The sequence below is a fragment of the Vibrio sp. 10N.261.51.A3 genome, from assembly GCF_041471965.1.
GTDB lineage: Bacteria > Pseudomonadota > Gammaproteobacteria > Enterobacterales > Vibrionaceae > Vibrio > Vibrio crassostreae_C.
In genome coordinates this window covers 21,801-47,989 of record NZ_JBFRPK010000059.1, presented here as the reverse complement: position 1 = coordinate 47,989, position 26,189 = coordinate 21,801, and the positions used below count along the sequence as shown (strand labels likewise).

The window sequence follows — 26,189 nt, the reverse complement described above, 5'->3', positions numbered from 1 at the left end:
CTCAATGTCCGCTTTTCATCATACAGGCTTAATGATAGAGTTGTTATGTTATAACATCTACTTATGAGTACCTGCGTGAACGCCCCACTTTTGTCTGTTGACCGATTAACGATCGAAACCTCTTCGAGAACACTTTTCCAAGATATCCACTTCGATGTGTATCGAGGTGAGCTGTTGGCGATCATGGGTCCATCTGGCATTGGTAAGTCGATGCTTTCACGTGCGATTGCGGGTTTTCTGCCAGAAACGGTCGAGGTTAAAGGTCATATTTCTCTGTCTGGTGAAGCGGTATGTGGTTTGCCTATGCTGCAAAGAACCGCAGCACAACGACCTGCGGTTATCTTCCAAGATGCCCTTCAAGCCTTAAACCCTCTGGTTTCAATCGAAGGTCAACTTAGTTTGGCATTGACGGGGACTCGCACTAAGCCTAAATCACAAGACAAAATTAAACTCATCGAATTGCTAGTACAACTTGGTTTCCCTAATCCTGAAACTATCTTGCCGTTATACCCGAGCCAAATTTCTGGAGGGCAACGCCAACGAGTGTGTATTGCGATTGGCTTGTTGAGTAACGCCGACCTCATCATTGCAGATGAGCCAACCAGTGCGTTAGATCCGGTGACAGAGCAAGAGATACTCAAGCTGATTCGCGACAATGTTAAGCAGCGACAAATCGGTGGCCTGCTTATCACCCACGATCTGCACAGCGCGCTTGCGTGTGACAAGTTATTGGTGATCGATGATGGTGGTGTGGTGGCTTATGGCGCACCAAAACACGCGCTTGAATCAAGTTCTCACGCTTTCTGCTGTTCATTGAGAGACCTCATCGCATGAGCTCGACCTTATCATTAAATTCAGAAGTTTCGCCGTTAATGCCTGTGATTGATTTAGAAACACAAACTCCGATCGAGATTAAGTTCGAGAATGTTGGAGTGCATTACTACTCAATACCAAGTTGGTTAGGTGGCAAGGCGTTCAAAGCGCTGCAAAACATCGACCTCAATGTTGAAGACAAAAGCTTAGCCATTGTTGGGCGTTCTGGTGCCGGTAAATCTACGCTGATTGAACTGCTGTTTGGCCTTAAAGAGCCGAAGGTGGGGCGAATCAGCTTGTTTGGTCATTCGCTGCCAATTCGTAATAGCAAAGTACAAGCCGCGGTGTGCCGCTTGATTCAATTGGTGCCTCAAGAACCCCACACCAGCCTCAATCCTTACTATACCGTTCGACAGATCTTAGCCGAGCCGCTAAGCAACCTAGATGTTTCTGGTAATCATGAAAGCATCATTGAAGAGAGTCTATCGGACGTTGGCTTGCCAGCCACTTTGTTATCACTGAAATCTAATCAGCTCTCTACAGGCCAAGCTCAACGTGTGGCCATTGCTCGGGCGCTTGTCGTTAGACCCGCAGTTTTAGTCGCCGATGAGCCAACCAGCAGCCTTGATCCGGTGAATCGTCAAAGGTTATTGGACTTATTGAGTTCATTGAAAAAGAAGCGCGATATGCGCCTTATTTTGGTGACACACGACCTAGGCGCAGCAAAAGCGCTTTGTGAAGAAGTTCTGGTTCTTGACCATGGCGAAATGGTGGAGTTTGGACCGACCGAACAAGTGATGGGTACTCCTGCTCATCCTGCGACTCAGTTGCTGATCGAATCTCAGCCACTGTCGAAATCTACTTGTTAACACAACCTTATTTATTACGAAATACAGCTTACAGAGAAAAATAACTATGCGTTTTAATTCAATCAAACTGGCTTGCGCGCTTGCGTTGGCTCTGCCTTTGACGGGCTGTTTTGACTCTCAACCAGAGTCGAGCGATGCCGCCGTCAAATCTGAAATCCGAGTTGCGATGATGCAACCGCCAAGAACGGGCTTGTCACCACTTTCTGATGACGCTTTTAAGTTATCTCGTTGGAGCACGGCTGAAACACTAGTTAACTTGAGTCCTACTTCGGTAGCACAGCCGATGCTGGCAACGGACTGGAAACAGGTTGATCCATTGACTTGGCAATTTACGGTTCGCAAAGGCGTTAAATTCCACGATGGTTCGACGTTAACGGCAAACTCTGTGGTGAACTCTCTACAAAAAGCGCTTGAAGCTGCGCCTAAGCCGCGCATTCTAGATGGTGTAGACCTAGAAGTGAAAGCGATGGACAACTACCGCGTAGAGATCAAAACCAGCTTTGATGACCCTCTTCTACCAAGTCGTTTATCAAGCCCTCAATTAGCGATTCTTGCAGCAAGTGCGTACCAAGAAGATGGCCGTGTGATCCCAACGGGCGCGGGTACTGGTCCATTTGAATTGACTGAAATTAACGGTACAACAAGCGCGAAACTGAAACGTTTTGATGGCTACTGGGGTCAAAAAGCACAGGTTGAATCTGTGATTGCAGAATACGTTCCGAACGGTTTTGCGCGCGCAGCGGCTCTAAGAACCGGTACGGCAGATATCGTAGAAGCGGTACCTGTTTCACAAATCGCGACCATTGATCCTGATCTGCTTTACGAAGTAGCGATGCCTCGTACTAATACGCTTTACCTGAACAACAAGTCAGGCGTGTTCAGCGATATTAATTTGCGTAAAGTCGCGGCTGCTGCGGTAGACAGAGAACAGATCGTTAGCACTGTTTATGAAAACCACGCGGATATCGCACAAGGTTTATTAGGCCCTGCACTTGCTTGGGCTGAACCGATTCGACCTGAAGGTCAGGCAATCGACAAGACTCTAAAAGCGAACGGCGAAAGTATCGTTATCGGTACCTTTACTGATCGTGCTGAGCTTCCAGAAGTGGCAGCGCTGCTTAAACAGCAACTTGAAGCGGCTGGTTTCAAAGTTGAGCTGGATATCCGTGAATACGCTCAGATAGAAAACGATGCGCTATCAGGAAAGTTTGATGCGTTTATCCTTTCTCGCGCAACGGTTCTAGATTCGGGGGACCCAGTGGCTTACATGATGAGTGACTTTGGCTGTAAGGGTTCATTCAACCTTGGTCAATTCTGTTCTCAAGAGGTAGATAAAGCACTGGCTCACGCTGACCTACAACCGCTAGGTGCACAGCGCCAGCAAGCGATCATCGAAGCTGAGCAAAAAATCTTGAACGACTTTGCTGCGATTCCACTGCTTCACGAGCGTGTGATTCAAGGTGAAAGCAAGCGCGTAAGCAATGTGGTTCGTGACCCAAGTGAGCGCCGTTTAGTTGACCAAACTACACAGATCAAACAAGTGAAACAGGCTAACTAAATAGATGCTATCTGCTGAGACTTTGCGTCGAACCTTATTTCTCTTGACGCCTTGGTTATCAAGAATCGCCTCACTGATTGTGGTGGTGATTCTTGTTGGCTTGATGCCTGATATTGCGGGTATCGACCCAAGCCAATCTATTTTACGAGCTAGGGCGGGGCAACAACATTTGCTTACGCCTGAAGCTTTAGCTGCGGTGAGAGCTGATCTTCAGCTTGACCGTTCGGCAAGTGAGCGCTTGATTGACTGGATAGGAAGTGCCTTTTCTGGTGATCTAGGTAAATCTTGGATTGATGCATCTTCGGTTGCATTAGGCATTCAAAAAACAGCGTCTACATCTCTGTTTTTGATGTCTAGCGCATTGGTGATGACTTTCGTACTGTGCGGTGCAGGCTTACTTGCTACCTTGCGCAGTTGGAAGAAGGGCAAACTAGGGAAGAGTTATAGCAGTTTAAGCACCGTATTAATATCGTTGCCAGAGTACGTGGTGGCCTCGGTATTAATACTGGTGTTCTCAATCTGGTTAGGTTGGCTACCTCCGTATGGTTGGCAAGGCTGGCAAGATATCTGGCTACCGAGTTTAGCGCTCGCACTGCCTGCTAGCGGCCTGTTTAGTCGCCTACTCAGAGACAGTTTACAACGCGTTTTAAATGAACCTTGGGTGATCACTTGGCTCAGTGCCAACGTTCACTCCAATCAAATTATTCGCTTTGCGCTGAAAAGAGCGTTGAGCAGCCTGATCCCACAAATCGCGATGATCGTGATCGGTTTAACGGGTGGCGCGGTCGCGGTTGAGCTTATTTTCTCGATCCCCGGTATCGGTCGCATGATCTTAGGCGCAGCCAAGGCGCAAGATTTACCAATGTTGCAAGGCGGCCTGTTGGTATTGCTGCTGTTTTCAATTGCCGTGAGTAGCATGAGCTTGTTTGTGCAGCAGTTGATTCTGGGTCACAGCCTGAAAAGCGGTAAGCTTATTAGTAGCCACTCTTCGTTTCGCTTTACGCAAAGCCGCACCAAGCGTGCTGTTGCCTTTTCAATATTCTCATTCCTAATTGCTATTGTGGTTTGGGCGGCATTTCGTGACCCATACACCAGTCAGTTTACTCGCCTAGCAGACCCTAGTTGGCAAGCGCCTTCAGGTGCGGATGGCATTGGTCGAGACTTGTTGGCGAGAATCGGCTCGGGTATGGTCTCGACCTTCCAAGCGGGTATCTTGGCAACGTTTTTGAGTTTGGTGATGGGCATCATCATGGGCTTCAATACCCGCTTTAGCCAAGGCCTTATCGAGATCACTAAGGGTATCCCTTACATCATTGCAGGTCTGTTGGTTGCGGGCTTAACGGGGATGAATCCGAACAGTGCATTAATCGCGATTGTATTGGTATCTTGGGCGCCATTAGCGGCGCACTGCTCAAGCTTAATCGTGGAAGCAAAGGCTCAGCCTTATACTCATCTCGCGCCGTTGTGGGGTACTAGCAAGCTTAGAATATTCCGCTTCTATCTGATTCCTTATGTGATGCCGCCATTGCTAAGACACGCGTTGTTGAGGTTACCAGTGATTACATTGAGCCTGACCTCGCTTAGCTTCATCGGCTTGGGAGCGAAGCCGCCTGCACCTGAATGGGGTTTGATGATTGCTGAGAACTTGCCCTACATTGAACGAGCGCCAATCGCTGTCATGGGACCAATTGTTGGTCTGATTCTGTTAGGTTCTGCAATTAACATGATGTTTGATGATTAACCAAAAGAGTCGGTTGCTGAGGTTTCTAAATTGGCGATTCGATTGGGTATTCGATTTAGCATTTATGTTGTAACCTTGAGCTTGTTTTTGGGAATTGGCTTTTGGCTCGGTTATCGATCGGCTTTCGGCTTAGTTAAGTGTTCAGCGTTAAGGATTCAACATGTATCTCGTTTTGTATTGCCACAATATTGGTATGACCGATTTTTCATTCTTTGAAACAGAAGATTTTGACAAAGAAGAGGGCTATATCGTGCGAGGAAAATGGCCGAATGAGAAAGCGTTCCGTGATTACTTAACCAAAGAGTTTGGTGACATGAGCGAGTTCCAAGTGATCGACTTAATCGCCAAAGGTGCAGAAGCAGAACATTACTCCCCAGAAGAGTTGATGCGCCTAGCTCAGTAGCCGTTAGCTCAGCAATATCTAGCTCGGTAATACGTTTTAAATCGAATAAAGAAATGGCAGCCTGATTGGGCTGCCATTTTCGTTTTAAGTTAGAGCAAATTGCTTTGTACTAAGAGTGAAGCTACTGCGCCACTTCGTCCACCAAGTACAAGATTGACTGATACGGAATGCCACTGTGATGTGACAAACCGATCTCACAGGTTCGGCTGTTGCTGAATCCACGAGTGCAGTTGCTTGGTACTTGCTCTTTGAGTGGGTGTACCGCCGCCTCATTCAGCTCCGGTGTGGTAAAACCTTTATCACCCGCCCAACCACAACATTGAATATGCTCAGGAACGATGACTTCTTCGGTACAGGCTTTAGCAAGGCTCAACATCGCGCCTTCCAAACCCATTCGACGAGAGCTACAAGTCACATGCAGCATCACGGTTTCTTGCAGCGGCTCAAGTGTCAGGTGCTCAAGGAGGTATTGATTCACAAACCCTGTCGGCTCTAATACCTCTAACGGTTTGGTGAACTGTTCAATACTGCGTTTAGCACATGGGCTGGTGTCCATTAATACTGGGTATTCACCCTGACGACTGGCCTGCCACAACACTTCTTCGAGCTGTTGCGCTTTAGATTGGGCTAAATCGGTCATCCCTTTGCTGTCGTAAGGCATGCCACAACATTGGTCGTCTAGCTTCTTCGGAAGAATTACCTCAAATCCGGCTTTATTAAGTAAAGACATGGTCACTTCAGTTAGAGGACGTTGGTCGCCCGCATCACTCTGTTGTCCCATGGTGCGACTCGCACACGAAGGCAGGTAAACCACCTTCTTATGATTGCTTGAGTTTTCTGCCGTCACTGGTGATGAGGTTAGCGAATGACTGTTGGATTGCGGCATCTCCGGCATCCAAACCGGTGTCGCGCCTTTAGTCATTGAGCGCAGGGCGTTGGTTAGCTTGCCGACGGTATTTGCGCCTAATACTTTACTCGCCACTTGGTTGGTTTTGAGGCCGGCCTTGGTAAGTTTAGTGGTGGTCGAGAAATGATCCGCTGTCCACTTAGCGATTGGCGTAAATTTCTCGTACTTGGCAATACGAAGCTTCTTAATTAAATCACCGGTGTTGATTCCCACTGGGCAACGCTCGGCACACAGGCCGGTTGCGGCGCAGGTATCAATACCTTGATATTCGAAGGTTTTTTCTAGTTCGCTTGCTTCTATTTCTTCACCCGCAGCACGGCGGCGTTGTAACTCGCGATACAGCACGATACGTTGGCGTGGCGATAGGGTTAAGGTACGAGACGGACAAACAGGCTCACAGAAGCCACATTCAATACAGCGGTCGACAAGGTCGTCAGCAGCAGGCATTGGCTTCAAATTGGTGATGTGTGAATTCGGGTTGTCGTTAATAATAACGCCGGGGTTGAGCAGTCTTTCTGGATCAAACAAGGCTTTGATTTGTTGCATCAAGGCGTAGCCATCTTTACCCCATTCTAGCTCCACATAAGGCGCCATATTACGGCCAGTGCCATGCTCTGCTTTCAGTGAACCTTGGTATTTCACCGCGACCAGTTCGGCAACGTCATCCATGAAACCGCCGTAGCGATCGATTTCTGTTTGGCTGTCGAAACCTTGAGTAAACACAAAGTGCAGATTGCCTTCGAGGGCGTGACCAAAAATAATTGCTTCGCTGTAATCGTATTTGTCGAACAGCTCTTGCAGCTCTCGAATGCCGTTAGCGAGGTTTTCGACAGGGAAAGCCACGTCTTCGATGATAACGGTAGTGCCAACTTCACGCACTGCGCCAACCGCAGGGAACATACCTTTACGGATGCCCCATAGGGTTGCGACTGTCTTTGGATCGGAAGTGAAAGGCACCGATTCAACAATCGTGTATTCAGTCAATGCGTCCAAAATTGATTTACATTGTAAATCTAAGTCCGGCTGGGAGCTGGCGTGTGATTCAACCAAAATCGCTGCGGCTTCTAAATCCAAGTTCGGCATGAATGCAGGCATACCTGGCTTATCAGCCACTGAACGTAGCGCTCTGCCGTCCATCAATTCAACGGCAGCAACTGGCGCTTTTGATAGCGTAGTCACGGCTTTACTGGCTTGTTCGATGTCGGCAAACACCAACAGAGCCGAGGCTTTGTTTGGGTGTTCGATAACCGTGTTGTAGGTAATCTCAGCAATGAAACCTAGTGTGCCTTCTGAGCCAATCATCAGGTGTTTGATGATCTCAATTGGGTCGTGGTAATCAACCAAAGCATTCAGAGCGTAACCAGTGGTGTTTTTGAGGCGGTATTTGTGGCGGATTCTGTCTGCAAGTTCTTGGTTTGACGCTGTCTGTTGATGTAATTCAACAATGCCTTCAAACAGTTCTTTGTGCGATTGCTTGAATGCCTCAACACTTGCGTTGTCAGCCGTATCAAGCAGGGAGCCATCACTCAATACGATTTTCATGCTCTCAACGGTGCGATAAGAGTTTTGCGCAGTACCACAACACATGCCACTGGCGTTATTCGCTGCAATACCACCGATTTTACAGGTATTGATAGAGGCTGGATCTGGGCCGATTTTACGTTGAAACGGAGCAAGGTATTTATTAGCATCTGCGCCAATTACACCCGGTTGAAGGATGATCTGATTGCCATTATCTACGATTTCGTGGCCACGCCAGTCATCGGTCAGTGTGATGAGTACCGAGTCTGAAACGGCTTGCCCTGAAAGGCTGGTGCCCGCGGCGCGAAAGGTAAAATGAATACCGAGTTCGCGACAGCTTTGAATGGTGAATATGACTTCGTCTAAGTTTTTTAGCCTTAGGACCATTTTCGGCACCAAGCGATAAAAACTCGCATCGGTGCCGTAAGCCAATCGCTTTGCCTCTTGAGTGACAATGCGTTCTGTTCCTATTTTTTGAGCCAGTATAGCTTCTAGCTGCTGATAAGCTTGTGCGTCTATTACTCGCTCATGGGATGTGGTTGTCTCCATCTTTGCTTCCTTGTGCTTCTTATTTGGCACTGGTTAGGGCGTGTTGACCTTTCGCGGTTAAATTTTGTTCGAGATAAAAGCGTTTTAATCGCGGCGAGGGGGAAGTAGCCTAGTCACTCTAAGCAAATCCCCCTCAACAAAGAGTAAAACGCTTTTTGCGGGGGCGCCCAGCTCGAACCCTTCGGGCAGCGTTTGCTGGCTATTTCTACTACGTTATCGGCTTCTCATGTAGGCTAGCTACACATCGACGCCTCTGTCTTGTATAAATACCCAGCAACTCGCTGCAAAAATCAGCTCGAAAGATCAACACGCCCTAGCTTTTTATTTTATTTTCCAGTGCTTAAACGGTGTCACAACGGCAGTGGAATTGCTGTGACACCGATTGAACTTCAGTCTAAGTAGACCAAAGCATTAGTCCGAATCCGAACCTAAGTCGTTGAGGTTTAATCTAGCCCCACCAGAGAGTCACGAGTTAAGTCTTTGATTGTCTTGGCGCCAGTTAGAGTCATCGCAACGCGCATCTCTTTGTCATATAGGTCGAGTAGGTTCTCAACACCTGCTTGTCCTTGCGCTGCTAACGCGTAGACGAAAGAGCGACCAAGCAAGGTGCAGTCTGCGCCCATCGCCATCATGCGAACTACATCTAAGCCAGTACGAATGCCAGAGTCGACCAGAATCTTGGTGTCGCCTTTTACCGCGTCTGCAATCGCAGGCAGTGCTTTAGCACTTGATAGAACACCATCAAGCTGACGACCACCGTGGTTTGAAACTACGATACCGTCTGCGCCAAATCTCACGGCGTCTTTTGCATCTTCTTCATCAAGAATGCCTTTGATGACCATCGGGCCGTCCCAGAAGTCACGGATCCACTCTAGGTCTTTCCATGAAATCGACGGGTCGAAGTTGTCACCCAACCAACCGATGTAGTCTTCCAGTTTGGTTGGAGAACCGCGGTAAGTAGAGATATTGCCAAGATCGTGTGGCTTGCCTAGTAGGCCAACATCAACAGCCCAACTAGGATGACGCATAGATTGAAATACACGACGAATTGCTGCATTTGGACCGCTCATTCCTGAGTGCATGTCACGGTAACGAGCGCCGGGTACTGGCATATCCACCGTGAATACTAGTGTCGTCACGCCTGCCGCTTTGGCACGTTCCAATACGTTCTTCATGAAGCCACGATCTTTTAGTACGTAAAGTTGGAACCACATTGGGCGCTCAATCTTAGGTGCGACTTCTTCAATCGGGCATACCGATACGGTCGACATCGTAAAAGGGATGCCTTTATTGTCTGCGGCTTTAGCTGCTTGTACTTCGCCACGTCGTGCGTACATGCCTGTTAGACCTACGGGTGCTAAGGCAATCGGCATCGCTAGCTTTTCGCCAAACAGCTCAGTTTCCAAATTCAGATCTGACATGTCATTGAGGACACGCTGCTTGAGCGCGATCTCTGCAAGATCGGCCGTGTTGCGGCGTAGGGTATGTTCTCCGTAAGAACCGCCGTCAATGTAGTGAAAAAGAAACGGTGGTAATTTCGCTTTTGCTGCGGCGCGGTAATCAGTCGATGCGGATATGATCATAATTTCAGTCCTAAATTCTTGGGATGTTGCCCTTCTATGAGAGCTTGGCTTGGGCTGCTTTAATTCTTGAAAAGTAAGTGTTTGTTCTTTCTTAAACGGTGAAACAAGTAATCTTTGAAGCAGTTAATCTATGAAGCAAATAACCAGTGAAGCAATAAAATGGCGTTAATACCCGAGGGTGTTGATGTGTTTTAGTATCCATTCCGAAACTCATCAACTGTCTTATTAGACGGTGTTGCAGTCGGGGAATTGAGTATTAACGCCAAGTGCTTTTGTAACGACTTATGGTTTACATAAGTGCGTCTGTCATTTTGAAGCCGTAGATAACCACTAGGCCGATGATTCCTGTCATCACCAAGTAGTAGAACGTTGGGATGATAGTCTTACGTAGTGTTGCGCCTTCGCGTCCTAATAAGCCTACGGTCGCCGATGCCGCTACCACGTTGTGAATCGCAATCATGTTACCTGCTGCAGCACCAACGGCTTGCAGAGCAACAACCACAGCACTAGAGATAGACAGAGTTTGTGCTACTTCGAATTGGAACTGGCTGAACATCATGTTTGAAACGGTGTTCGAACCTGCAATGAAGGCACCTAACGCACCAACCGTGGCACTTAACGCTGGGAATGCGCTGCCGACTAAGTCAGCTGCAAAATTGGCCGTTGTTACTGGCATACTTGCTAAATCAGCGCCGTTCACGCCAGAGTTAATGAAGATACGAACCATTGGGATGGTGAACACCAACACAAAGCCTGCGCCAATCAGAGTCTTGCTCGATTCACCGAAGGCTTTAGCCAGTGGTGTTGCGCTGCGTGATTGCATTAGAACAGCAACCAGTGCGACGAAGACCAAGATACCGCCAGGTAGATACAGAGGTTGAATCGCTGTGCTTACGCCTGTCTCGCCAAGGATGTTGCTGAAAGAAAGGCTAACGCTCTTAAGCAGGCCTTTGAACTCAGGGCTAACACGGCTAGCAACTAGAGTGACAGCGAGCAGCACGTAAGGTGCCCATGCCATCGCCATGCTCATTTTTTTATGGTTTTGGTTGTTGTCATCAAGGTCGATTTTCAAAGAGCCTAGCCATTCTGCTGGCCACTTGTCTTCGCTTTCGAAATCCCATTTTGATTTAGGTACTAGGAAGCCACGTTTTGCTGCTGTTACAACAATAGCAAGGCCAACCAAACCACCAATCAGTGATGGGAACTCAGCACCGAGGAAAACACCCGTTAGTGCGTAAGGAATGGTGAAAGCGGCACCTGCGAACAGTGCGAATGGCAGGATATCAAGACCTTCAGTCCAGCTTTTGTTCTTACCGAAGAAGCGAGTCAGCATCATCGCCATCAATACAGGAATCATCACACCAACGCAGGCATGGATGATTGCAACACTCGATGTGATCTGTTGTAGGTAAGCATCCCATGTTGAACCATTGGCAATCAGGCTTTCACCGATGTTGTGCGTATCCAAACCTTTGTTTACGCCAACAATGATAGGTGTACCCACCGCGCCGAACGATACCGGCGTAGATTGAATCATCATGCCCATCAGTACCGCAGCTAATGCTGGGAAGCCGATTGCAACGAGTAAGGGAGCAGCGATTGCAGCGGGTGTGCCGAAGCCAGATGCCCCTTCAATGAATGAACCAAAACACCAAGCAATGATGATCGCTTGCACACGACGGTCTGCTGATATGTCAGTAAATCCGTTGCGGATGGTGGTGATAGCTCCGGTGTGTTTCAAAGTGTTTAATAAGAAGATGGCGCCAAACACAATCCAGAGAACCGACACGGTAATGCCGAAGCCTTGGAATACTGAAGCCAGCACGCGAGTGCTAGACATATCCCATGCGAATAGGGCGATAGCAACGGTTAATGCAAATGCTACGGGCATCGCTTTTTTTGCAGGCCAGTTAAGGCCAACCAGCAGAATCGCTGCAACAACTATTGGCGAAAAGGCCAATAAAGCTAGTAGAGTTTCACTCATGGGTACTTCCTCGTACTTGTTTTCAAACGTTCATGTTTGAAGTGAATAACACGTCATTAGTTTTGTAGGTGTAATCTGAATCTCATGGATTCAATTGTTGTAATTAGAGTCGCTTTATTTGTAACCGATGTGATTGCAAAAGCTGTTTTTGTAATTGTTTTGTTAATTTGGCGTGAATTTACCCCTTTATTTTTTATTGATATAGGGAAATAATGAAAATAATTAATTCCAAAATTGGCATAATCAAATGCGAGCAGACGATTTGATCCTGTTTTCACAGGTAGTAGAGCTGGGTAGTTTTAGTAAGGTGGCGGAACAAAATAACCTTACAAATTCGGTAGTTAGTAAGAGAATTGCGCGTTTGGAAGAAGAGATTGGCGTGCAGCTATTATATCGAACCACGCGTAAATTGACCCTGACCGAAGCGGGCAAGGCAATGTTACACGGAGCCAAAAATGTGAAGCAGGCGGCTCAAGAGGCTATGGACGCAGTTTCAGGCTTTGGTGAAAATGTTAGTGGTCATATCAAAATGTCAGTGCCTACTATCTCCGGAGATTTGATTCTCGCAGACGCTGTTGCCGAGTTTTGTAATATGCACCCAGGTTTAACGGTCGATATGTCTCTTAACAATCGATTTGTTGATTTGGTTGAGGATGGTCTCGACTTGGTCATTCGAACCGGTTACTTGGAAGACTCCAGCTTAATTGCCCGTCATATATTGGATTCACAATGGGTGGTATGTGCCTCGCCGTCTTATATCGCTAAGAACGGTAAGCCGATGCAGCCCAAGGATTTGGTTGAGCACAATTGCTTGCAATACGCTTATCAAACGACAGGTGCCAGTGAATGGCAGTTTTTACACAGTAAGGATGGCTGTACCGACAACGACAAATACATCGTGCGCGTTTCTGGCTCTTTCTCTACCGATAACGCGACGGCATTAAGAAAAGCCGCTTTGGGCGGTCATGGTGTTGCGTACGTGCCACGTTGTCTGGTGTATCACGATATTCGTAACGGCCAGCTAGTGGACATTTTCCCTGACTTAGTCGGTAAAAAGCTGGGTATTTATGCGGTGTACCCGTTCACTCGTCAGCCGCCCAACAAAATTAAGTTATTGATTGAACACATCAGAACGCGTTATCTGACGATTTCACATTATTTTTAATAAGGATCACGATGAGCTATTTAAAAGAGTATCAATATCCAATCACCAATAAACAGATCGTCAGCGATGACTATTTTGGTCAAATAATCGAAGACCCATATCGCTGGTTAGAAGACGACAGAAGTGACGAAACCGCGCAGTGGGTAGCGAGCCAGAATGAAGTCACGTTTGATTACCTTGCTCAAATCCCGTATCGCGCAGACCTGCGAGAGCGATTAGCGAAAGCGCAAGACTACAAAAAGAGCTCACAGCCGTTTGTGCGAGGTGATTACACCTATTTCTATAAGAATGATGGACTGCAGAATCACAGTATTCTTTATCGTCAGAAAGAAGGGCTGCAGGTTGAAGTGTTCCTAGATCCGAATACCTTCTCGGAAGATGGCACCACATCATTAGGTTCGGTGTCGTTTTCGAAAGATTACAGCTTAGTGGCGTACAGCATTTCTGAAGGTGGTAGCGATTGGCGTAAGATTTTTGTTATTGATACCGAGACTAAGCAGCAGCTTGAAGTCGAAATCACAGACGCTAAATTTACCGGCATTGCTTGGTTAGGTAACCGTGGCTTTTATTACTCTAGCTACGACAAACCAGACGGCAGCCAGCTTTCTGCACGTACCGAACAGCACAAACTTTACTTCCATGAGTTGGGTACAGAGCAAGCTAGCGACAAGGTGATTTTTGGTGAGAACAACACCGAGCAGCACCGCTATGTATCAGGCTATACCACCGAAGATGACCGTTACTTGATTATTCTAGGGCGAGAGTCGACATCGGGTAACAGACTGTTCTATATCGATTTAAACTCACCAGAACAATCGCTGAATACGCTGATTGATCATGTGGATAGCGACACTTATCTCATCGATAACCAAGATGAGACCTTCATTCTATACACCAATCTTGATGCGCCTAATGGCAAGGTGGTGAGCTTTGATACTCGCGATGGGAAATGGCTAGAAATCATCCCTGAAAAGCCACAGCCATTGGATATCAGTACGGGCGGTGGCTACTTGTTTGCCCACTACATGGTGGATGTGGTGTCTAAGATTGAGCAGTTGGATTACCAAGGCAATCTGGTTCGTGAAATCCACTTACCAGGTCTCGGAACGGCCAGTGGCTTGGGTGGTAAAAAAGAGCAATCTCAGCTTTATTACACCTTTACCAACTATGTTACGCCGCCAACGATTTTCTCTTTTGATGTTGAATCTGGAAGCTCTGAAATCTACCAACGCTCTGAGTCTCCGTTTGAGTCGGATCAGTTTGAGTCTAAACAAGTCTTCTATACCTCGAAGGATGGCACCAAGGTTCCGATGCTTATCTCTTATAAGAAGGGATTAGTGTTAGATGGCAATAATCCAACCATGTTGTACGCCTATGGTGGCTTTAACGTTAGCCTAACGCCTTCTTTCTCGGGCACGGTTGGCAGTTGGCTAGAACTGGGTGGCGTATATGCGGTGCCAAACCTGCGTGGCGGTGGTGAGTATGGTAAGGCGTGGCACAAAGCGGGAACTCAGCAGAAAAAGCAGAATGTCTTTGACGACTTCATTGCTGCTGCCGAGTTCTTAATTGAAGAAAACTATACCAGTAGCGATAAGTTGGCGATTCGCGGCGGTTCTAACGGAGGCTTGCTGGTAGGCGCTTGTATGACTCAAAGGCCAGAGCTGTTCCAAGTGGCTCTGCCTGCGGTTGGGGTGCTAGACATGCTGCGTTACCACACCTTCACGTCTGGCGAAGGTTGGGCGTACGACTATGGTACATCCGCGCAAAATAAAGAGATGTTCGAATACCTGCTTGGTTATTCTCCGGTTCATAATGTGGTGCGTGGTACGGATTATCCAGCAACATTGGTTACCACCGCTGATCACGATGACCGTGTGGTACCGGCTCACTCTTATAAGTTCATCTCAGAGCTGCAAGATAAGCATGAAGGTGGTGCGCCCGTGATGATTCGTATCGATGTTAATGCGGGCCATGGTGCTGGAATGCCGCTGAGTAAAGCGATCGACCTCACGGCTGATATCTACGCATTTACCCTGTTCAATATGGGAATAGAGTCCCTAGATTCAATCTAGAAAATACTTAATTTTAGATAACTGGGTATTTGACTCAATCCAAAAAGCCTCAAAATCTTCCTTAGATTTTGAGGCTTTTCATATATATGAAAATCGATCAAATTCACATCCAATTCTCTTTGTTTTTCTACACCCTTTTCCGTGATAGCCGCCACCATTACTGATGAAATGAAAGCGATTTCAAGCTGAAATATCACGCATGTTTGTTCATAAGTTATTGTTCTAAATGCAGTAGTTTTCCCCGTGAATTTTCTAAAAGTTTCATGACATTTAAGCTGATTTATCAGTGTGAACAGCGACCAACTTTTCAACTCTTTCATTGCTTAATATTTCCCTGTTCGATGAAAACTCAAAAAAATAATAGGGAATTACAATGCAAAAATTTAAGCTTTTGCCAATAACGGTCGCAGTGGCGGCTTCGCTTGCTTCACTCTCTTCTTTTGCTGCAGAAACGGATCTTGCTGCTCTAGAACAACGAATCTTAGAGTTAGAATCTCAAGTTGGGGATATCAAATATGTTGATGACCAACAACAAGCGGTTCTAACGGCTGAAACAAATGTGCCAGATGGCATTGTCTTCTCTGGTTACGCTCGTTACGGCGCTCACTACAAGAGCGGTGATGAACGTTACGTAGACATCGGTACAACAGGTCGTTCTGTCGGCCGTTTAGGTAACGAAGCTAATGGTGGTGAGGTTCAGTTAGCTAAGCTTTTCGAAGCTGACAATGGCGCTATCTGGGACATCGTATTCATGGCTGACCACTGGGAAGCTGACGCTTGGGCTGACGACGGCGGCTTGAGCATGAAAAAAATGTACGCTGGTGTAACCAATGTATTTGAAAGCCAACCAGAACTTTACATGTGGGCTGGTCGCGACTTCCATCAACGTCCGCAACAAGGTTTGAACGATTACTTCTGGATGACACACGATGGTCAAGGCGCTGGTTTTAACAATTTAGATTTCGGCGGCGCGAAGCTGGATATGGGCTTTGTAGGCCAAGTGAAAGGCGGCCTCGTAAATGACAATGGTCGATACGCAATTACTTCTAAACTTCACTCAATTAACGCGGGTATCGGTCAACTAGATCTCTATGCAAACTATGGTTTTGCTTCAGATGAAGCAGACTCAGACGTAGCGGGTGATCCAAAAGTCAGTGATGAAACGGCATACCTAGTAGGTGCAACATTAGGTTTGGGTGAGTCTAACAAGTTGGTTGTTAAGTACGGTGACGGTGCAGATTCATCGGTATATGACCTTAAAGGTGATTACCAGACTTTGTATGCAAGTGTTGAGGGTAGCTACGCGGCATCTGAACAGTTCATCATCGATTACTTAGTGTCGTACAAAGACAATTCTGGCTCAGACTTAGATCGTGAGAATACTGAATACGCGGGTATCGTTCGTCCACAGTACCAATGGGATGATGTTCATTCTACTTGGTTAGAAGCGGGCTACGGCATGGTCGATTACGATGACGACGGTGAAGAGAACGCGTGGAAAGTAACTCTGTCTCAAAACGTTTCTCTAGGTGGCTTACCTTGGAGCCGTCCAATGCTTCGCTTCTACACAACCGTGGGTGATGTAGAAACGAAAGGCAACACAGTGAAGACAACCAATGTTGATACATTGTCGTTTGGTGCAATGTTTGAAGCTTGGTGGTAATCAACAGATAGAAAGAGCAACGCTTTGAATTAGGCATATTTTCAAAGCGTTCATGTTGAAATAGCCATACGTTACAAATAGTAAGTACATACTGTCCATTTTAGCCCTAAAGGCAGATTGATTAGGGCACGTTAAATAACTCCATTCTTGGGCACATTTTATGTGCCCTTTTTTTTCGCCACTAGATCAAGGAATAACGATGAGACTTTCTTCCATTGTGTCTCGAGTTTATTTAGGTTTCTTCACGCTGATAGTGATCATGCTAGGTAGCGCATGGTTGAGTATTAGCAGTAATAAAAACATAACCTCACACATCGAAACCATAACTCAACAAGCCACCCCTTTGATGCTCCAATCCTCCACGCTTACCATCCGTTTTTTGGATATTAACCGAAGCTCCATTCCTTATTTATCTGCGGATTACGTTGATGAGTTAGAGCCACTCAAACAAGTCGTTGTGAATAACATCGAGCATTATCAGCAGCAATTGAATTGGTTTGAAGGCAAGAGCACGGCAGGGTCGTCTCTTGAATCCATACTCCAGAATATTGATGGAACGGGCGTTGCTACCATCGATAAGATAGACCAGACCTTAAACTTATACGTTTCTTATTTGGATACGAAAGACCTAGGTTCGATGGAGCAGGCGCAATTTCAATCGGTAGTAGGCCAACTCAACAATACCTTGGTGAATCAACTGGCGAGCGCGAGCTCAGATGCAACGCAAAAAGCAGTAGAAGCATTACTGGTTCAATTGAGCTTGATTGCGGCAGAAGCCAATGAGGCTTTTTCACTGCAAACGTCATCGGAAGTTCGTGGAGTAGAGCGACGCCTACAAAGTCGTCACGAGCGATTTAAAGAGGCTGTTGCCAATTTGGAGGCGCAGGAGCCGGCTTTAGTGCGACGGAGTAAGCAGTCTTTGTCACTGCTCGCTTCCCATGCATTTTCAGCGCAAGGCTCAGTGTCGACGCACATGGAAACCGTTAAGTTGCATGAGTCGATAGTTGAACAGAGAGTTGAGATTGAACAGATGATTGATGTGCAGCTAGGGTACTTCGACGAACTTTCTACGTACGCCGAACACACCGCAACAAACCTGTATCAAGAGTCGATGGAATCATCCAATCAAGCCCTTTTGATGCAGGTAATTATTTCGACTGCATCGGTTCTGATTGCGCTTTTGATCGGCGTTAATATCGCAAAAGGCATCCGTAAGCCAAGCAAGTTGGTACAAGGTGCGTTAGACCAAGTCGCCAACAAAGACCTGAGTTCTCAGGTTCAATATCAAGCCAATAATGAATTTGGTTTAGTGAGCGACAAGGTCAATTTGGTGATCAACCACTTAACACACGTGATTGAAAACATGCGCCAATCATCGTTGCATTTAAAGGAAGCGTCACTAGATAATCAAAGTACCAGTGGTTCATTGCGTGAGGCGATGTTAGACCAAACCAATCAAACCGTAATGGTGGCAACGGCTATGGAACAGATCGAATGTTCCGTGACTGAAATAACTCAAGCGGCCAACCAAACCCTGACACTGGTGACATCGGCTGTCACCAGTTCAAGCGCAGGGCAACAAACCATGGGCAAGAATGTTGACCTAATGGGCGTTTTGGAAAGTAAGTTGGCAGAATCAACAAGCACAATCGACAAACTTGAGAAAGAGAGTGCCAGCATTGGTTCTATTCTTGATGTGATCTCCGGTATTTCAGAACAAACTAACTTGTTGGCATTGAACGCAGCCATTGAAGCCGCTCGTGCTGGCGAGCAAGGTCGAGGGTTCTCTGTGGTCGCCGACGAAGTGAGAGTGTTAGCCGCAAAAACCAATGCATCAACGCAAGAGATTCACCATAAAATTGAACGGCTTCAAAACAGTTCTAAATTGGCTGTCGAACAAATCAATCAGTGTGTTGCAGATATGGCGCAATGTGTTGAGCAAACGGGTGAAGTGAATCAATCCATATCGACCGTGTATGGTTTGCTCAATGAAGTCGAACAAAGAAGCCATCAGATCGCAACGGCGACCACAGAGCATCAAGTTGTCGCGTCCCAAGTGACGCAAAGTATCAGCCAGATACATGAATTGGCAGAAGAAAACTCCCAGCGTTCACAGGTCCTCTTTTCCCACGGTCAGCAATTAGAAATCATGTCGCAACAGCAATTCTCACTGACTCAAGAGTTTAAGTTACCGAAGCCATCTGAAAATAAGGATTAGACATCCATTTGAGTTCTTAATGATTGCATGCCCGGCTTTTTGCTGGGCATTTTTGTGTCGGGTTAACGGAGCACTAATGTGAGTGTTCATGAGATGAAATGTTCTCATACAATTTCGAAAGGCCATTGAAATAACAAGGCCACTTTCCCCGTGTATATTGCCTTCAGCTGCGGATTCATCAACAAATGACGCTTCAAAAAAATCGATTTTGGTGTACTTGTTTGATCTGACGAGCAAGTAATAGAACGTCATCTTGATAATATAAACAATAATCTCATGAAATAGTTTCATGGCGTGAAGTTAATCTGTAAGCGCTTTCATGATTTCCACAACTGGCCTTTTTACCTCCAACTTTAGTGTGATGACACTCACTTCAACCAAGACGCCTTTCTTTAATAATCGTTTTGTAAGCGGTTACAAGCTAATGAAGTATCGAGGTTCGAGTGGCGACAATTAAACACGTATCAGAACATGCAGGTGTGTCTCAGGCGACAGTGTCTAGAGTTATTAATGGCACTAGCAGAGTCAGTCATGACAAGAAATTAAAGGTTGAGAAAGCGATCAAAGAATTGGGTTATCGCCCGAACTCTATCGCTCAAGCTTTGGCGTCAAGTCGTACCGGTAGTGTTGGCGTTGTTGTTCCAGAACTTGGCGGTTCTTTCTATTCAGGCATCTTGCATTGCATAGAAGAAAACCTACGCCGCTTTGGTTACCACGCTGTCGTGACAGCGGGTTCGAACACCGAACAAGGGCAGCGCGAGTCGGTGGAGTTTCTGCTGGGGCGTCGTGTTGATGCTTTGATTCTTCATACTCAACTGCTCAGTGATGATTATTTAATTGAATTGGAAGAACAGGGGACCCCTGTGGTTTTAATTAACCGCTTCATCCCAGAAATGGCGATGAGTTGCATTGATATTGATAACGAAGTCGGGGGGCTACTCGCTACTCAATATCTTTTGCAAAAGGGACATACAGATATCGCGTGTATTACCGGGCCTTTAGATAAAGCAGACGCTAGGGGGCGTTTGCAGGGGTATCGAAAGGCCTTGGAAGAAGCGGGTGTGCCATACGATGAAGCCTTAGTCTCGGAAGCGGGCTTTACTGAAGAGACGGGCATCAGTGCTATGAAGAAGCTGATGAATCGTAAGTGTCATTTCACCGCAGTATTTGCTTCGAATGATCACATGGCATTTGGCGCTTTCGAAGTGTTACACGAAGAAGGGCTCTCTGTACCGAGAGACGTTTCATTGGTGGGCTTCGATAACACCATCTTCGCGCGCTATCTGACCCCTAGTTTGACCACCATTAATTTCCCAATTGAAGAGATGAGCATTGAAGCTGTGCAGCTCACTCTGCAAAAGCTAAAGAAAATAAAACATGACGTGAACTTTAAATTGCTGCCGACGTTGGTCACTAGAAACTCGGTATCGGATTTACCAGTTACCCTATAAAAATATTAAGGATAGAACATGAAATTTAAGACCTTAGCGCTTTCATGCGCGGTTGCTTTAGGATTAGGTACAACAGCTGCAAATGCAGCAGACAAAGAAATTCGTTTCGACGGTTTCCCTGATTTCGATAGCAGCCTGAAGGTATTACTGCCTGATTTCGAAAAGGAAACGGGTATCAAAGTTGATTACCTTATGAACAACCACGGTGACCACCACACGAAACTGACAACGAACCTTGCAACGGGTTCTGGTGCGGGTGATGTGATTGTTGTGGACGTTGAGAAAATTGGTCCATTCGTGGGTTCTGGTGGCCTAGTTAACTTGTCTGAAAACTACGGTGCAGATAAGTACGAAGAACGATTCGCACCTTACGCATGGGCACAGGGCAAAGGCGCTGATGGCGACATGTACGGAATCCCTGTCGACCTTGGTCCTGGCGTTATGTACTACCGCACTGACGTATTCGAAAAAGCAGGCATTAATGTAGAAGACGCAATCAAAGATTGGGACTCATACATCGCTGCTGGTGAAAAACTGAAAGAGCAAAACGTACAACTTATTGCTTCGGCAGCCGACGTGGCACAAGCGATTATCTTCACGACGGTTCCTGAAGGTGAAGGTTTGTACTTCGATAAAGATGGCAACCCAGTTGTGACATCAGAGCGTTTTGTTCACGCTTTTGAAGTAGCAAAAGAGATTCGCGACAAAGGCTTAGACGGCCGCATTCTGGCTTGGTCTAACGAATGGTACGAAGGCTTCCGCAACGGCACATTTGCAACTCAACTTTCTGGCGCTTGGCTTCTTGGTCACCTAAATAACTGGATTGCTCCTGAAACTAAAGGTAAGTGGGCAGTAGAAAACCTACCTGATGGCATCTACGGCAGCTGGGGCGGTTCATTCCTATCTATCCCAACTCAATCAGAAAACCCAGATGAAGCTTGGGCGCTTATTGAATACATGACGACGGATCGTGAAGTACAGCTTAAACACTTCGAAACGATTGCTGCTTTCCCAGCGAACATCACCACGTATGACGATGAGCTTTTCCAAGAAGAGATGGAATTCCTAGGTGGGCAAAAAGCCCGTCTACTGTTTGCTGAAGTGGCACAGAACATCAAACCAGTCTCTCCAGCACAAGGCGACCACGTTGCACGTTCTATTATCTTAGAGAACGCTTTGATGGAAGTACTTGATGAAGGCAAAGACATCAAAACAGCGCTTAAAGAGGCTGAGCGTCTAATCAAGCGTCGCACGCGTAATCTTTAATTTGTTTTTATTTTAAGTAAGTGAGGAAGCGTGGATAACGCGCTTCCTTTTTAAGAGGTCGTTACTATGAATCATACAGCGAGCACAACGATAGAACCTGCGGACAAAAGCCTTTTTTCTCGTCTAAATTTGAAAGCGCTTACACCGTATGGATTTCTTCTGCCGTTTCTGATCATTTTTTCTGTATTTGGGATCTTCCCGCTGTTGTTCTCTGTTTACCTGTCGTTCCACGAGTGGAACCCGGTAAGAGGCATGGATGCGATGGAGTTCGTTGGTTTTGAGAACTATCACATTGCTTTAACGGACCCATGGCTATGGCGTTCATTGAAGAACACGCTTTGGCTAGCAATCACTTCAGGCGTGGCTCAGCATTTAGTCGCTATTCCAGTGGCTTACATGTTGGTTTCAATGGGTGACCGTATGCGTCACTGGCTAACATCGGCGTACTTTCTACCGTTCATTACATCAACGGTCGCAGCGTCACTGATTTTCTTCAATATGTACTCTCCTAACTCAGGAATTATTAACCAAACGCTGATGGCTCTGGCCGATAGCACGTTGTTTGGTTGGGCATTCGCTTGGGTTAACGATTTTCAACCAATCCGTTGGTTAGACGATGCCACTATGGTGAAGCCGTCTATCGCAATCATGGTTTTCTGGAAATACACCGGTTTTAACATCGTCCTTTACACCACGGGTTTAATGACGATTCCTAAAGACATCTTAGAAGCTGCACGTATGGATGGTGCCAATGCCTTCCGCCGCTTCTGGAACATTTCACTACCAATGATTCGTCCATTCATCTTCTTTGCTATCACGATGACCATCATCGGTAACCTGCAAATGTTTGAAGAACCGTTCGTACTAACACGTGGTACAGGTGGTACGGGTCAATCTGGTTTAACTATCTCTATGTACCTCTACAAAGTGGGTTGGGAATGGCTAGAAATGGGTACAGCATCTGCTATCTCGTGGTTACTGTTTGCTCTCATCGCGACTTGTACATTGGTTCAATTTTTACTCTTCGGTAAGAAAGGCTTAGGGGAACATTAAGATGTCGACATCAATTAAGACAAATACCTCACCACTAAGTGGACTGATACCAAGTGAACGCAGCATGTTCATTCTGACTAAGATCTTGATGGTCATGCTAGGTATCTTACTGGTTGTTTCAGCGCTAATTACCGTCTTTCCATTTGTATGGTCGGCACTGCTATCAACGCGTGACCGTTCTGAGATTTTCGGTACGGGCATTAGCTTTGCGATTGGCGATAGCCTGGCGATTAACTACGCCAAATTGCTTGAAATCATGCCGTTTTGGAAAGCGATGTTTAACTCGATTTACGTGGCTTTCTTAGGCACAACCATCTCGCTGCTGTTTTGTAGCATGGGTGGCTACGCATTTGCTGTGTTTAAGTTCCGCGGTAAGAACGTGTTGTTCGGCATGTTGGTTGGCTCAATGGCGATTCCGCCAGTGCTTAGCTTGATCCCTTACTTCATGATCGTGAAATTCTTAGGCTTGCTGGATAACCACATGGCGGTATGGCTACCGTTCACAACCACGCCATTTGGTATCTTCTTGATGCGTCAGCACGTGATTGCATCGATTCCTAAAGAGCTACTAGAAGCGGCGAAATTAGATGGTGCAGGTGAGTTCAGAACGTACTGGAGTGTGGTACTGCCACTGATGAAACCTGCACTGGCAACACTGGCTATCGTTCAATTCGTTTTCTTCTGGAACATGTTTATGCAGCCTCTCGTGGTGCTAAACAACCCAGATAACTATGTTATTACGCAAGCACTTCGAAGTGTTCAAGGTATTCCGAATACGCCATGGGGCGCGGTAATGCTAGGTACCACAATTTCTATTTTACCGCTCGTGATTACTTACTTGTTCGCATCGAAACAGATGATCAGTGGTTTAACGTCCGGCGCAGTCAAAGGTTAGGTTTAAGGGTTATAACAATGAATAAATATCAACTTCCAAGTGATTCAAAGTTACGCAGTAAGGAATTTGTATTCGGTGTCGCGACATCTTCATACCAAATTGAAGGCGGCGTTGAAGAGGGCGGTCGTACACCGTCTATCTGGGACACTTTCTGTAAGACGCCGGGCAAGGTCGATAACGGCGACAATGGTGATGTGGCGTGTGACCACTACCACTTATGGCAACAAGATATCGAGATGATTCAAGGCTTAGGTGTTGATGCTTACCGTCTCTCTATTGCATGGCCGCGCATCCTGCCACAAGACGGTGTCGTGAACCAACAAGGTTTAGAGTTTTACGGTCAGATCATCGATGAGTGTCATGCTCGTGGCATGAAGGTGTATGTGACGCTGTATCACTGGGATCTTCCGCAATACCTTGAAGATAAAGGCGGCTGGCTAAACCGAGAAACGTCTTACAAATTCGCAGAATACGCAGAAGTGGTGAGTAAGTACTTTGGCGATAACATTGACGTGTACACCACGCTCAATGAACCGTTTGTGTCTGCGTTCCTAGGCTACCGTTGGGGCGAACACGCGCCAGGTATCAAAGGTGAGAAAGAAGGCTACCTAGCATCTCACCACCTAATGCTGGCACACGGTTTGGCAATGCCGATCCTTCGTAACAATGCACCTCATGCTAAGCATGGTGTGGTATTCAACGCGACGCCAGCTTACCCGCTGACGCCACAAGACCAAGCGGCAGCAGATTACTGCGAAGCGGAAAACTACCACTGGTTCATCGACCCAGTATTGAAAGGCGAATACCCACAGTTAGTGGTTGAACGCCAAGCGATGAACATGCCGATGATCCTTGAAGGTGATTTAGACATCATCAGCGCACCGGTCGATTACATCGGTATCAACTACTACACACGCAATGTCGCTCGCTTCAATGAGAATGGCGACATTGAATCAGTAAAACAGACTGACGCAGAGCACACTTACATCGGCTGGGAAATTAACCCACAAGGTTTAACCGATTTATTGGTCAGACTGGATGCGCGTTACGAAAACATGCCGCCTATCTACATCACAGAGAACGGTGCTGCAGGCAACGACGAGCGTGTTAACGGACAAGTGATGGATGACCAACGTGTTCGCTATTTCCAAGGTCACATCGAAGCGGTTCACAACGCGGTTGAAGCGGGTGTGAAAGTCGACGGTTACTTCGCTTGGAGCCTGATGGATAACTTTGAGTGGGCATTCGGCTACTGCCAGCGTTTCGGCATTGTCCATGTTGACTACACCACCCAAGAAAGAACATTGAAACAGAGCGCAATTGCGTACCGAAATATGCTGCTAGAGCGCGCTGAGGAGAACAGATAATGGCTAAAGTAGAATTTAAGAACATCAAAAAATCATTCGGTGATGTTGAAGTCGTCAAAGAGTTTGATTTTACGGTTGAAGACGGTGAGTTCGTGGTTTTCCTTGGCCCATCTGGCTGTGGTAAATCGACAACGCTACGCATGCTAGCTGGCCTTGAAAGTATCAGTTCTGGTGACATCGTCGTTGGCGGCAAGTTGATGAATAAAGTCGACGCGAAAGACCGTGACTTGGCGATGGTATTCCAAAGCTACGCTCTGTACCCACATATGACGGTTTACGAGAACATCGCCTTTGCGCTAAAACTGAAGGGCATGCCAAAAGCAGAAATCGACGTAGAAGTGCTAAAAGCGGCGAAAATGCTGGAGCTTGATCCGCTACTCAACCGTAAGCCAAAAGAGCTTTCTGGTGGTCAACGTCAGCGTGTGGCAATGGGCCGTGCGATGGTTCGTACTCCGAAAGTGTTCTTGTTTGATGAGCCGTTATCTAACCTAGATGCAAAACTTCGTGGCGTGATGCGCGAAGAGATCAAACACCTACACCGCGAGCTTAAAACCACTACGATCTACGTAACCCACGATCAGATCGAAGCGATGACACTGGCGGATCGCATCGTGATCCTGAAAGACGGTTATGTTGCTCAAGTTGGCACACCAACCGAGGTGTTCCAGCGTCCGGCAAACAAGTTTGTCGCGCAATTCATTGGTAACCCGTCAATGAACATGTTGGAAGCAAAACTGATTGAAAAAGAAGGCGAGTACTTCGTTGAAATCGGCGATGTTCATATCCCACTGCCTGAGCGCTTTAAGTCTCTGGCGTCTAAGAACCTAGCGCTGCATTTTGGTGTTCGTCCAACAGACATTCACCTACGTGCCGAGCAAGTTGACCACGACCGCGTGCTGCCATTCCCTGTGAAAATTAAAGACAAGGAACTACTTGGCGCGAGCATTCTTCTGAAAACAGAAATTGGTGGTCAACCGCTGATGGTTGAAACCCAAGCCGCTGAAGTGGATGTGAAAGAGCTGACACTTTACTTGGACTTGGATGCTTTCCACCTGTTTGACGCACTGAGTGAGAACTCGCTAGCGAGCTAGTCAATTACAAGCTAGCCAGT

At 46.7% G+C, this 26,189-nt stretch carries 20 protein-coding genes; 16 read left to right on the top strand and 4 right to left on the bottom strand.

Translation table 11 applies throughout. From position 1 onward, the window contains the following. Window positions 1–75: 75 nt before the first annotated feature. The 5 genes from AB4371_RS15045 to AB4371_RS15025 all read left to right on the top strand — a co-directional run bounded on the left by AB4371_RS15045 (window position 76) and on the right by AB4371_RS15025 (window position 5,384). Window positions 76–834, top strand: coding sequence for an ATP-binding cassette domain-containing protein (locus AB4371_RS15045; protein ID WP_081279878.1), 759 nt, complete (start codon window positions 76–78; stop codon window positions 832–834). Next, window positions 831–1,682: an ABC transporter ATP-binding protein gene (locus AB4371_RS15040; protein ID WP_372150263.1), complete on the top strand. Its 852-nt coding sequence runs from the start codon at window positions 831–833 to the stop codon at window positions 1,680–1,682. The genes AB4371_RS15045 and AB4371_RS15040 overlap by 4 nt, the downstream gene beginning before the upstream one ends. 46 nt (window positions 1,683–1,728) lie before the next feature. Continuing rightward, on the top strand, window positions 1,729–3,240 hold the full coding sequence (locus AB4371_RS15035; protein ID WP_372150262.1) for an ABC transporter substrate-binding protein: 1,512 nt from the start codon (window positions 1,729–1,731) through the stop codon (window positions 3,238–3,240). Window positions 3,241–3,244: 4 nt separating this feature from the next. Next, window positions 3,245–4,981 (top strand): ABC transporter permease subunit, encoded by a 1,737-nt coding sequence (locus tag AB4371_RS15030; RefSeq protein WP_372150261.1) that lies wholly within the window; start codon window positions 3,245–3,247, stop codon window positions 4,979–4,981. Between the two features lie 160 nt (window positions 4,982–5,141). Beyond that, window positions 5,142–5,384, top strand: coding sequence for a hypothetical protein (locus tag AB4371_RS15025; RefSeq protein WP_102299817.1), 243 nt, complete (start codon window positions 5,142–5,144; stop codon window positions 5,382–5,384). A 121-nt stretch (window positions 5,385–5,505) separates the two neighbouring features. On the opposite strand, the gene AB4371_RS15020 is transcribed toward AB4371_RS15025, so the two are convergent. The 3 genes from AB4371_RS15020 to AB4371_RS15010 all read right to left on the bottom strand — a co-directional run bounded on the left by AB4371_RS15020 (window position 5,506) and on the right by AB4371_RS15010 (window position 11,928). Next, window positions 5,506–8,361 carry an FAD-binding and (Fe-S)-binding domain-containing protein gene (locus AB4371_RS15020; RefSeq protein WP_372150260.1) on the bottom strand — a complete coding sequence of 952 codons (2,856 nt, stop codon included), beginning with the start codon at window positions 8,359–8,361 and terminating at the stop codon, window positions 5,506–5,508. Window positions 8,362–8,804: 443 nt separating this feature from the next. Then, the gene (lldD, locus tag AB4371_RS15015) at window positions 8,805–9,944 is read right to left on the bottom strand and encodes an FMN-dependent L-lactate dehydrogenase LldD (protein WP_017083007.1); all 1,140 of its coding nucleotides are present in this window, start codon (window positions 9,942–9,944) and stop codon (window positions 8,805–8,807) included. A gap of 289 nt (window positions 9,945–10,233) precedes the next feature. After that, a complete protein-coding gene (locus tag AB4371_RS15010; RefSeq protein WP_076648578.1) occupies window positions 10,234–11,928 on the bottom strand; it encodes an L-lactate permease in 1,695 nt (564 codons plus the stop codon). Window positions 11,929–12,012: 84 nt separating this feature from the next. Between AB4371_RS15010 and AB4371_RS15005 the strand changes: the two genes are divergently transcribed. From AB4371_RS15005 to AB4371_RS14995, 3 genes are read left to right on the top strand one after another with little or no spacing between them, the layout of a single operon-like run. Further along, window positions 12,013–12,141 carry a hypothetical protein gene (locus tag AB4371_RS15005; RefSeq protein WP_261879047.1) on the top strand — a complete coding sequence of 43 codons (129 nt, stop codon included), beginning with the start codon at window positions 12,013–12,015 and terminating at the stop codon, window positions 12,139–12,141. A 34-nt stretch (window positions 12,142–12,175) separates the two neighbouring features. Further along, window positions 12,176–13,093 (top strand): LysR family transcriptional regulator, encoded by a 918-nt coding sequence (locus tag AB4371_RS15000; protein WP_009846145.1) that lies wholly within the window; start codon window positions 12,176–12,178, stop codon window positions 13,091–13,093. Between the two features lie 11 nt (window positions 13,094–13,104). After that, window positions 13,105–15,165: a prolyl oligopeptidase family protein gene (locus AB4371_RS14995; protein WP_372150259.1), complete on the top strand. Its 2,061-nt coding sequence runs from the start codon at window positions 13,105–13,107 to the stop codon at window positions 15,163–15,165. Here the strand turns inward: AB4371_RS14995 and AB4371_RS14990 are convergent. Beyond that, window positions 15,162–15,485 (bottom strand): hypothetical protein, encoded by a 324-nt coding sequence (locus tag AB4371_RS14990; protein WP_372150258.1) that lies wholly within the window; start codon window positions 15,483–15,485, stop codon window positions 15,162–15,164. The two genes, AB4371_RS14995 and AB4371_RS14990, sit on opposite strands and share 4 nt — an antisense overlap. Window positions 15,486–15,538: 53 nt before the next feature. Between AB4371_RS14990 and AB4371_RS14985 the strand changes: the two genes are divergently transcribed. The 8 genes from AB4371_RS14985 (at window position 15,539) to AB4371_RS14950 (ending at window position 26,169) form a co-directional block, all read left to right on the top strand. Further along, window positions 15,539–16,828 carry a carbohydrate porin gene (locus AB4371_RS14985; RefSeq protein WP_076667288.1) on the top strand — a complete coding sequence of 430 codons (1,290 nt, stop codon included), beginning with the start codon at window positions 15,539–15,541 and terminating at the stop codon, window positions 16,826–16,828. A gap of 199 nt (window positions 16,829–17,027) precedes the next feature. Then, a complete protein-coding gene (locus tag AB4371_RS14980; RefSeq protein ID WP_372150257.1) occupies window positions 17,028–19,046 on the top strand; it encodes a methyl-accepting chemotaxis protein in 2,019 nt (672 codons plus the stop codon). 443 nt (window positions 19,047–19,489) lie between these two features. Then, the gene (locus AB4371_RS14975) at window positions 19,490–20,497 is read left to right on the top strand and encodes a LacI family DNA-binding transcriptional regulator (RefSeq protein ID WP_065111791.1); all 1,008 of its coding nucleotides are present in this window, start codon (window positions 19,490–19,492) and stop codon (window positions 20,495–20,497) included. 18 nt (window positions 20,498–20,515) lie between these two features. After that, window positions 20,516–21,763, top strand: coding sequence for an ABC transporter substrate-binding protein (locus tag AB4371_RS14970; protein WP_009846151.1), 1,248 nt, complete (start codon window positions 20,516–20,518; stop codon window positions 21,761–21,763). Between the two features lie 66 nt (window positions 21,764–21,829). After that, window positions 21,830–22,816, top strand: a complete 987-nt coding sequence (locus AB4371_RS14965; RefSeq protein ID WP_009846152.1) for a carbohydrate ABC transporter permease — start codon at window positions 21,830–21,832, stop codon at window positions 22,814–22,816. A 1-nt stretch (window position 22,817) separates the two neighbouring features. Next, the gene (locus AB4371_RS14960; RefSeq protein ID WP_009846153.1) at window positions 22,818–23,711 is read left to right on the top strand and encodes a carbohydrate ABC transporter permease; all 894 of its coding nucleotides are present in this window, start codon (window positions 22,818–22,820) and stop codon (window positions 23,709–23,711) included. Window positions 23,712–23,728: 17 nt separating this feature from the next. Further along, window positions 23,729–25,078 (top strand): GH1 family beta-glucosidase, encoded by a 1,350-nt coding sequence (locus AB4371_RS14955; protein WP_004732789.1) that lies wholly within the window; start codon window positions 23,729–23,731, stop codon window positions 25,076–25,078. Then, window positions 25,078–26,169, top strand: a complete 1,092-nt coding sequence (locus AB4371_RS14950) for an ABC transporter ATP-binding protein (RefSeq protein ID WP_102551676.1) — start codon at window positions 25,078–25,080, stop codon at window positions 26,167–26,169. The genes AB4371_RS14955 and AB4371_RS14950 overlap by 1 nt, the downstream gene beginning before the upstream one ends. The last annotated feature ends 20 nt before the right edge of the window (window positions 26,170–26,189 follow it).

Bases quoted from the DNA above. Each gene is read 5' to 3' on its own strand.
- AB4371_RS14970 (WP_009846151.1), top strand. From the start codon at position 20,516: ATGAAATTTAAGACCTTAGCGCTTTCATGCGCGGTTGCTTTAGGATTA.
- AB4371_RS15040 (WP_372150263.1), top strand. From the start codon at position 831: ATGAGCTCGACCTTATCATTAAATTCAGAAGTTTCGCCGTTAATGCCT.
- AB4371_RS14995 (WP_372150259.1), top strand. From the start codon at position 13,105: ATGAGCTATTTAAAAGAGTATCAATATCCAATCACCAATAAACAGATC.
- AB4371_RS15005 (WP_261879047.1), top strand. From the start codon at position 12,013: ATGGATTCAATTGTTGTAATTAGAGTCGCTTTATTTGTAACCGATGTG.
- AB4371_RS15000 (WP_009846145.1), top strand. From the start codon at position 12,176: ATGCGAGCAGACGATTTGATCCTGTTTTCACAGGTAGTAGAGCTGGGT.
- lldD (WP_017083007.1), bottom strand. From the start codon at position 9,944: ATGATCATATCCGCATCGACTGATTACCGCGCCGCAGCAAAAGCGAAA.
- AB4371_RS14960 (WP_009846153.1), top strand. From the start codon at position 22,818: ATGTCGACATCAATTAAGACAAATACCTCACCACTAAGTGGACTGATA.
- AB4371_RS15035 (WP_372150262.1), top strand. From the start codon at position 1,729: ATGCGTTTTAATTCAATCAAACTGGCTTGCGCGCTTGCGTTGGCTCTG.
- AB4371_RS15025 (WP_102299817.1), top strand. From the start codon at position 5,142: ATGTATCTCGTTTTGTATTGCCACAATATTGGTATGACCGATTTTTCA.
- AB4371_RS15010 (WP_076648578.1), bottom strand. From the start codon at position 11,928: ATGAGTGAAACTCTACTAGCTTTATTGGCCTTTTCGCCAATAGTTGTT.
- AB4371_RS14980 (WP_372150257.1), top strand. From the start codon at position 17,028: ATGAGACTTTCTTCCATTGTGTCTCGAGTTTATTTAGGTTTCTTCACG.
- AB4371_RS14955 (WP_004732789.1), top strand. From the start codon at position 23,729: ATGAATAAATATCAACTTCCAAGTGATTCAAAGTTACGCAGTAAGGAA.
- AB4371_RS14950 (WP_102551676.1), top strand. From the start codon at position 25,078: ATGGCTAAAGTAGAATTTAAGAACATCAAAAAATCATTCGGTGATGTT.
- AB4371_RS15020 (WP_372150260.1), bottom strand. From the start codon at position 8,361: ATGGAGACAACCACATCCCATGAGCGAGTAATAGACGCACAAGCTTAT.
- AB4371_RS14985 (WP_076667288.1), top strand. From the start codon at position 15,539: ATGCAAAAATTTAAGCTTTTGCCAATAACGGTCGCAGTGGCGGCTTCG.
- AB4371_RS14990 (WP_372150258.1), bottom strand. From the start codon at position 15,485: ATGAAAGAGTTGAAAAGTTGGTCGCTGTTCACACTGATAAATCAGCTT.
- AB4371_RS14965 (WP_009846152.1), top strand. From the start codon at position 21,830: ATGAATCATACAGCGAGCACAACGATAGAACCTGCGGACAAAAGCCTT.
- AB4371_RS15030 (WP_372150261.1), top strand. From the start codon at position 3,245: ATGCTATCTGCTGAGACTTTGCGTCGAACCTTATTTCTCTTGACGCCT.